9 protein-coding genes and 2 pseudogenes are annotated in these 6466 nt (G+C 44.8%); 8 read left to right on the top strand and 3 right to left on the bottom strand.

Translation table 11 applies throughout. The features are described from left to right. Positions 1-546 precede the first annotated feature (546 nt). Positions 547-768 (top strand): transposase, encoded by a 222-nt coding sequence (locus BM283_RS20205; protein ID WP_175492206.1) that lies wholly within the window; start codon positions 547-549, stop codon positions 766-768. After that, the gene (locus tag BM283_RS20200; protein WP_175492205.1) at positions 761-1132 is read left to right on the top strand and encodes a transposase; all 372 of its coding nucleotides are present in this window, start codon (positions 761-763) and stop codon (positions 1130-1132) included. Before BM283_RS20205 ends, BM283_RS20200 begins: the two co-directional genes overlap by 8 nt. Positions 1133-1250: 118 nt before the next feature. Here the strand turns inward: BM283_RS20200 and BM283_RS16825 are convergent, their stop codons facing one another. Next, positions 1251-1571, bottom strand: coding sequence for a hypothetical protein (locus tag BM283_RS16825; protein WP_139225327.1), 321 nt, complete (start codon positions 1569-1571; stop codon positions 1251-1253). 328 nt (positions 1572-1899) lie between these two features. Between BM283_RS16825 and BM283_RS16820 the strand changes: the two genes are divergently transcribed. Then, positions 1900-2151: a hypothetical protein gene (locus BM283_RS16820; RefSeq protein WP_090695195.1), complete on the top strand. Its 252-nt coding sequence runs from the start codon at positions 1900-1902 to the stop codon at positions 2149-2151. 225 nt (positions 2152-2376) lie between these two features. Here the strand turns inward: BM283_RS16820 and BM283_RS16815 are convergent, their stop codons facing one another. Together BM283_RS16815 and BM283_RS16810 are read right to left on the bottom strand one after the other, a co-directional pair. Next, positions 2377-2610, bottom strand: a complete 234-nt coding sequence (locus BM283_RS16815; RefSeq protein ID WP_217646580.1) for a hypothetical protein — start codon at positions 2608-2610, stop codon at positions 2377-2379. Between the two features lie 80 nt (positions 2611-2690). Continuing rightward, the gene (locus tag BM283_RS16810) at positions 2691-3050 is read right to left on the bottom strand and encodes a hypothetical protein (RefSeq protein ID WP_090695191.1); all 360 of its coding nucleotides are present in this window, start codon (positions 3048-3050) and stop codon (positions 2691-2693) included. Between the two features lie 400 nt (positions 3051-3450). Between BM283_RS16810 and BM283_RS20720 the strand changes: the two are divergent. The 5 genes and pseudogenes from BM283_RS20720 to BM283_RS16790 form a co-directional block, all read left to right on the top strand. Continuing rightward, a pseudogene (locus BM283_RS20720) lies at positions 3451-3606 on the top strand (maltose acetyltransferase domain-containing protein); the annotation flags it as partial. Between the two features lie 30 nt (positions 3607-3636). Further along, on the top strand, positions 3637-4008 hold the full coding sequence (locus tag BM283_RS16805) for a sugar O-acetyltransferase (RefSeq protein ID WP_254776417.1): 372 nt from the start codon (positions 3637-3639) through the stop codon (positions 4006-4008). Between the two features lie 140 nt (positions 4009-4148). Further along, on the top strand, positions 4149-4388 hold the full coding sequence (locus tag BM283_RS16800; protein ID WP_090695186.1) for a hypothetical protein: 240 nt from the start codon (positions 4149-4151) through the stop codon (positions 4386-4388). Positions 4389-4596: 208 nt separating this feature from the next. Then, on the top strand, positions 4597-5724 hold the full coding sequence (locus BM283_RS16795; RefSeq protein ID WP_090695184.1) for an ADP-ribosylglycohydrolase family protein: 1128 nt from the start codon (positions 4597-4599) through the stop codon (positions 5722-5724). 542 nt (positions 5725-6266) lie between these two features. Further along, positions 6267-6466: pseudogene (locus tag BM283_RS16790) on the top strand (IS1595 family transposase); the annotation flags it as partial.

Here is a 6466-nt window from a genome sequence, read left to right as displayed (position 1 = left end):
CTCACCAACCCTGGAAAATAACCCCGCTGATACCTCAACACGTCATTCAGGTAATAGTGCTTAAATGTCCGATAACCGGATAGATGAAACCCCACATAATGGTCATGATTTCGCTTAGACACAGCGCTCCTTGCCGCCGACGCTGTTTCAGCGATGACCCTAATAAGTGCTGCTCCCATCGTGGTTCAAACTCTTTACAAAATTCGTCACTCTCACAAAAAATCGCTGTAGTACCCATTGAACCCTGATTCCTCTCATGATGGAAATTTTTTTCCAAAACCACTTCATCATAAGGAATTCAGACTTCTTTTACAGCTTTTCTTATGTCGAACTCACGTTACTATAATCATCCAAGAATTGATCGGGTTGCCTGAGCCCGATTAACTATACATGTCAGAGCTTAACTTTCTTTCAGGTTGTCCAGTTACAGGGAGCTACCATACCGAATATTATACCCGCTTCATTTTTCCGCATATCTGCCGTGCCGAGTATACCACCGCTTGGTGGAGTTGGCTTTAAGATAGCCTGGCGCCTTTGCGCTGCTTTGTGACCAGCCGCTTTGGGCAATGCAGTGGCATCAGCTTCATTGATTCAACCAAAATCAGCGTGTGCCATAACCGCCGCATTGGGTCGCATCAAGTAATGGCAGAGTTTTCTGCCCGGGGAAAAACCCGTGTGGATTGGTTTTATGGGTTCAAGTTGCACCTGGTCATTAATGACCAGGGGGAATTGCTGAAAGTACAAAATCACGGTGGGCAATGTGGATGATCGTGACCCGGTACCAGAGTTGACGCGCTCTTTGTTTGGCAAACTGTTTGATGATCGGGGCTATCTCTCGCAGCCATTTTCTGAGCAACTCCGGGAGCAGGGTGTGCAGCTCGTTACCAAGGTGCGCAAGAACATGAAAAACAAGCTGTTGCCGCTGTTTGATAAACTCCTGTTATGTAAACGCTCAATTATTGAAACCGTCAATGATCCATTGAAGAATAGTTCGCAAATCGAGCATTCCCGCCATCGCAGCCCAGTTAACTTCTTTGTTAATCTGATAGCCGGACTGGTGGTTTACACCTTTCGCGAGAAGAAACCCTCCCTTAATATCAGACTCCCTCAAGCTCTTCCAATCGTGATGTGATGATTCTTATGTTGAACTCACGTTTGATACCCTGAGAAAAGACAATAGATGTTGTTTTGCAAGACCAGGTACTTTTTTTGCTTTCTTTGTGGATTCTTGAGAGCGGTGTGTAATAAAACTATTTCAGGATATCAATGGTGATGACTGATTCTTTTTCACAATCCAGGCAAATGAAGAAAGTGTCGACTATGCCTATATCTACAAATATTTTATGTGGCTCACCCCCCATTCTTTTTAGCTTGAGCGAACCGCAATGTCTACATCGATGACCATGAGGATTTGCGTTATGTAAGCTTTCTACCTTCTCATTCAATACGCGATTTTTGAGCTTAAGATTATGAATTTCAGATTCAAGATGGCAAATCACATCCGCCAACGCAGAAATCTTTCTTCTGCATGCAGAAAGCTCATTCTCGTAAGCTACGATCTTATCCTTCAAAAGCAGAAGCTGCTCTTTATGAGTTTGAATAGACACATGTTCGCTAATAAGCTTTTCAATAATCTGGAGGGGCATGATAGGGAGAGGGTAAGAGAATTAGGTCGCGTAATATGCGCACTGCTAAAGAAGTAGCGCAACTTAAAGAGTCCGATTTCCATCGTTTAGTCATAACTATAATTGCCATTTTCCACTCGGTTGAAGTGAGACAACAATTTATTGCAGATTGCCAGAATCAGTTTACCGGACTCTTCGTCAAATTTTTGTGTAGCAGTCAAGCCCTATTAAGCAGGAGCCTATAAAGTCAGGTTTGATTTAGAAATGGAATCGCGTGGGAGATGACGAAATTAGATTGATCGGATTAAGCGGGGCGATTGATGTGGGCAAGAGCATAGTTGTCAAGCATTGGTGTGATTCGTATGGGTGTGCTGAGTTTATATTCAAGAATGTGATGGTACAATGCCTGGCTCATATCTTTGAGGGAGATAGATTTTTATTTCATGATTGTGAATTGAAAGAAAATCCGCATGATTCATTTGTTTGGCCGCTCACCCAGGGTGGTGATGCAGACCTTTGGCATTGATTGGGAAAGAAAATGATTTACCCTGATATCCGGGTATGGAGCCAAGTTACTGGTGCCATAGCCCGATTGGTAGAGAGGGAATAGAGGGGAGTAATAAGAAACTCACTGGCATGCGAAAAATACAATCCCTGCCAGGGGAATTACTTTCCCTGTCTTTAGCCAAGTTTAAAGCGCTTGACTAGCTGTAATATTGCTGGTGATCAATTTCCTATTCATATAGCTGATTCAATCACATCCCGTGTGGCTTGTTGGATGACGGTGTCGGGTACCCCATATTTTTTTTAGCGCTTCGATCAAAAGCACTGTCGATATGCCGGAATATCGATATTCATCTCTGCACAGCCCTGCGCTGATGTATGACTTCAATAATATCTTGTATTCGGATAATCCTTTGAGTCGCGCTACTTTTTTCATGGATTCTACTACATCAATCGGGAAGCTTATCGTAATAGATTTCATGGAGCGATCTTTTTGCGAACATTCTTTTAAATTTTCAGAAAACATAATTAGTTATTTTTATAGTTATTTTTAGTTGGCATCTAATACTTTTTTGTTTCGTCAAGAATAGGAGTGCCCAATGAGCGTATCTCGAAAGGATGATCATGATCAACATCTTGAGCAATTATCTCAAGTCCGTATCCTCGATCAATCGACTCATTGTACAGGGCTAATAATTGTGGGTCCAAATTCGAAATATCTGAAGGAGTAGGTACGAAGATTTCCAAAACGCTTGTTAGACGATATCCATAATCCATTAACGCAGAACGAGCAAGTATTTTGGCTCCTTCTTGAGATTTTGCGCCAACAAAAATGATTGCATTTATAGTGCCAATACCAACAGCATTAGTTGCAACTTTTATTGATATTGCTTTCGCATATACCAGGTATATCTCTTCCATGGTTTCTCCTTTATTGTTAACTGCTTGGTGGAGTTCTCTATTCTATCAGGATAAATGTTTATTTTTTGTTAAGTTGATCCCCTTTAGCCTGTGGTCGACCGTTTGTAAATCTCTGAATACATGCTCATGGAATAGGTCATTCTCACACATTCTGAATCATTTTTAATTGGTTAGGTTATATTAAGTATACTTGTATAAGGTATGATGATTTCTCGCATATCTAGTCAAAAAATCATGATTTATTAATCATATCTTGTGGATCTAACGAAGTCTGTTATGATGAAAATAAACTCCTACAGTTTGGTGCAATATAAGGAGAGAGTATGCAACTCGCCATGTTGGATTTTATTTTTTAACGGATTGCGTCATTTCAAAGGTTTAATTCTAATTAGGCGGCAATATGCGAACTGAGCGTCAAAAAATGCTGGCCGGCGAACTCTATGATCCGTTCGATCCTGAGTTAGTTGCCGCGCGCGAACATGCACGCTCGTTATGTCATGCGTTGAACGTTACGAAAGAGTCGGAGCAAAGCGAAAGATACCGCATTCTGGAGGCTCTCTTCGGCACTGGAGGCAATACCGTTTGGATGCAGCCTCCGTTCTACTGTGATTACGGTTCAAATATTCATCTCGGTACTCGCGTATTTTTCAACTTCAACTGCACCGTTCTCGATGTGTGCGAGGTCCACATTGGTGACTACACGCTATTTGGCCCAGGCGTACAGATTCTTACGCCGTTACATCCATTCAACGCAGATCTTCGTAGAACGCAGGAATACGGAAAACCAATTGAGATTGGAGCAGACGTGTGGGTGGGTAGCGGAGCACTTATTTTGGCTGGTGTCCGTATCGGATCCCGAACGATTATCGGGGCGGGTAGTGTCGTAACGCGTGACATTCCGGAAGGCGTACTGGCAGCCGGAAATCCATGTCGAGTGATTCGCGATGTTTCCGATTAGTCTGCCAAACAAAGCATTAACACGACAGCTACACCTTCGCCAATTTTCCGAGTTAATTAGGCGTTAAATTTTAGCTCGCGATCGGGTCGGGGTAACGGATACACAATCCGTTACCCCGACCCGATCCAGCTGAATCAAGCATGACTTTGCCGGCTCTTCGTGCTGTATTATTGATACTGTCTACAGCTTGCCTTCGTGTTATGTTTGGTTTAGGTGAGAATTCTTTTTTAATCATTCTTAACTGGTCAGGCTATATCAAACCTTACCGCCAATTCGGCAATGATAAGTTTTTTTCTCCCGGACAGACAGGACTTTACGGCGGAAATCCAGTGAATATGCCATCTTTACGTTATAATCAAAATTATTTGGTTGTGTTATAGTATTTTCTCGTCCAATTGAGGTTCAAACACTTTTCGTTGCTGGAGCCGGCTTATCGGGAGCAGACCGCAGCCTGGCGATGAAAACCACAGTGATCAGCAGCAGTTGACGAAAGCTATCGGCTGGGATAGATTCAATCCTCATGGGTGATTCGCATCTGGGCGCTCGAAACATCATTCAGCTGACGCTAACTAACAGGAGGATCAGAATATGATCGGCACCTTTATTCAAGGCTCTGACACGAGGGAGCGGGCTGCCGGCGCCATTATGGGCGCCTTCGTTGGGGATGCGTTAGGCCTCGGTCCCCACTGGTATTATGACCTCGCGGTGCTCCGCCGTGACTATGGCGACTGGATCACGACCTATGTCGACCCCAAACCCGGCCGCTACCATAGCGATCTTAAAGCGGGCCAACTTTCACAGGGGGGCATCATTCTCCGCCTGATGCTGCACTCGCTCGTCGAGCGCGGCGGCTATGATGAAGCGGATTTCTGCCGGCGCATGGATGAGGAAATATTCCCGTTGCTCAACGGTATGCCTGTCAACGGGCCAGGAGGATACACTCAGCAGTCGATTCGCGACGCTTGGCGCAAACGTGTCCAGCAGAATCTGCCTTGGGGGGTGCAAACAGGAGGGCCAGCTGACACCACCGAAGCGATAGGAAGAACGCTCGCCTTGGCGGTCCGCTACGCCTTTCAGCCACAGGAAATGGCGGCCGCCATCTCCAGCAATACACGCCTCACCCAGAACGATGAGACCGTGGTTACCCTTACTGTCGCATACGGGGCGGTACTAGGACTTCTGGTTCAGGGAAACAAGCTCGACGTTAGTCTTTCCGGTAAGCTCATGCGGTTGGCAAGAGCGAGAAAATTACCCTTCCATACGATGGCGCATACCGACTTGCAGCCGCCGCAGAAGGACCGTCCACTGGAAAGCGGCTATTTTATCTCGCCAGATGCACTCCTGACCCCTTCATATGTTGCAGGTGCTGCTAAGGATCCGGATGTCCGCATAGAGCCCGCTTGGAAAGTCTCCATGGTTTATGGCATGACCTGCGCCATTTATCATCAGCTTCCCGCGGCTTATCATCTTGCCGCCCGCTTTTCGGATGATTTCGAACAGGCTGTGCTCCACGCTGTGAATGGCGGTGGTGAAAATCAGGCACGCGCTGTCTTGACCGGGGCGCTCGTTGGGGCTCAGATCGGGTTATCGGGTATACCCAAGCGCTTCCTGGAAGGCCTTGATGAAACCGACATGCTCCAGCGCCTTGCGATGGATGTGGCCTCGAAAGTAGGTGCTTTACCTGCTGCCGAAATAGTAAAAAATCCGGAATATTGACTGAATTTGGACTTAATAACCACAATAACGAATCTTAATCGAAGCCTGCTATCCGGCTACTAGCAGTCGAAGCAATATATCGATGATGCCAACGGCCATACTAGGCCATCGTAAACTCACGTCCGGTTGAATGAGAATCTATACCTCAAGCACTACGCTACATTATGGGTCAGGCAAATGATGAAAAACTGCTAGCGTGTCTCAGCCAGCATAAAATGGCAAAAGCTTGAGCGTGTATGTGTCACCGGAGTAGCGGATGACCCTCCTCGCAATACATACTGGTTCACTATGGAATGACTATTGTATTCTCCTACTGCTTCACCCACCGATCTTTTATTTGATCTTTTATCATTCAATGAAAGGAGAACACTCGTTTATTATCAAGTAAACTTGGGATCGAATTTTTTAACAGATATATCCAAATAATTTTTTCTTAATCATCGAATCAGGTCTATATAAATCGATCGATTGATTAGTAGAAGAGTTTTAAAAAATGGGTCTTAGGAAGTTAAGCACTTATTAAGGTGTGTTAACTTACTGAGATGAATGGTAAAAATAGATACTACTTTCGTTCTCGAATTAGAGAAGCGAAATTTAGGCAACTTATTCGGTGCTTTTCTCTGGATTTCACTGCGACGAGCACAGCGAAATTGACCGGTATCTCGATTCGATCCGTTAATAGCATTTACCTTAAAATACGGCAGCGAATTGCCTGTTGTTGTGAGCTTGAATCGCCTCTGCA

Origin of the sequence: Nitrosomonas sp. Nm34 (assembly GCF_900113925.1) — a bacterium.
Classification (GTDB): domain Bacteria; phylum Pseudomonadota; class Gammaproteobacteria; order Burkholderiales; family Nitrosomonadaceae; genus Nitrosomonas.
The sequence above is the reverse complement of the archived record's forward strand: the minus strand, read 5'-3'. Positions and strand labels throughout refer to the sequence as shown.

Coding starts and splice junctions, on each gene's coding strand:
- BM283_RS16800 (WP_090695186.1), top strand. CDS start 4,149: ATGACTTTGCCGGCTCTTCGTGCTGTATTATTGATACTGTCTACAGCT.
- BM283_RS16795 (WP_090695184.1), top strand. CDS start 4,597: ATGATCGGCACCTTTATTCAAGGCTCTGACACGAGGGAGCGGGCTGCC.
- BM283_RS16805 (WP_254776417.1), top strand. CDS start 3,637: ATGCAGCCTCCGTTCTACTGTGATTACGGTTCAAATATTCATCTCGGT.
- BM283_RS16815 (WP_217646580.1), bottom strand. CDS start 2,610: ATGAAATCTATTACGATAAGCTTCCCGATTGATGTAGTAGAATCCATG.
- BM283_RS16810 (WP_090695191.1), bottom strand. CDS start 3,050: ATGGAAGAGATATACCTGGTATATGCGAAAGCAATATCAATAAAAGTT.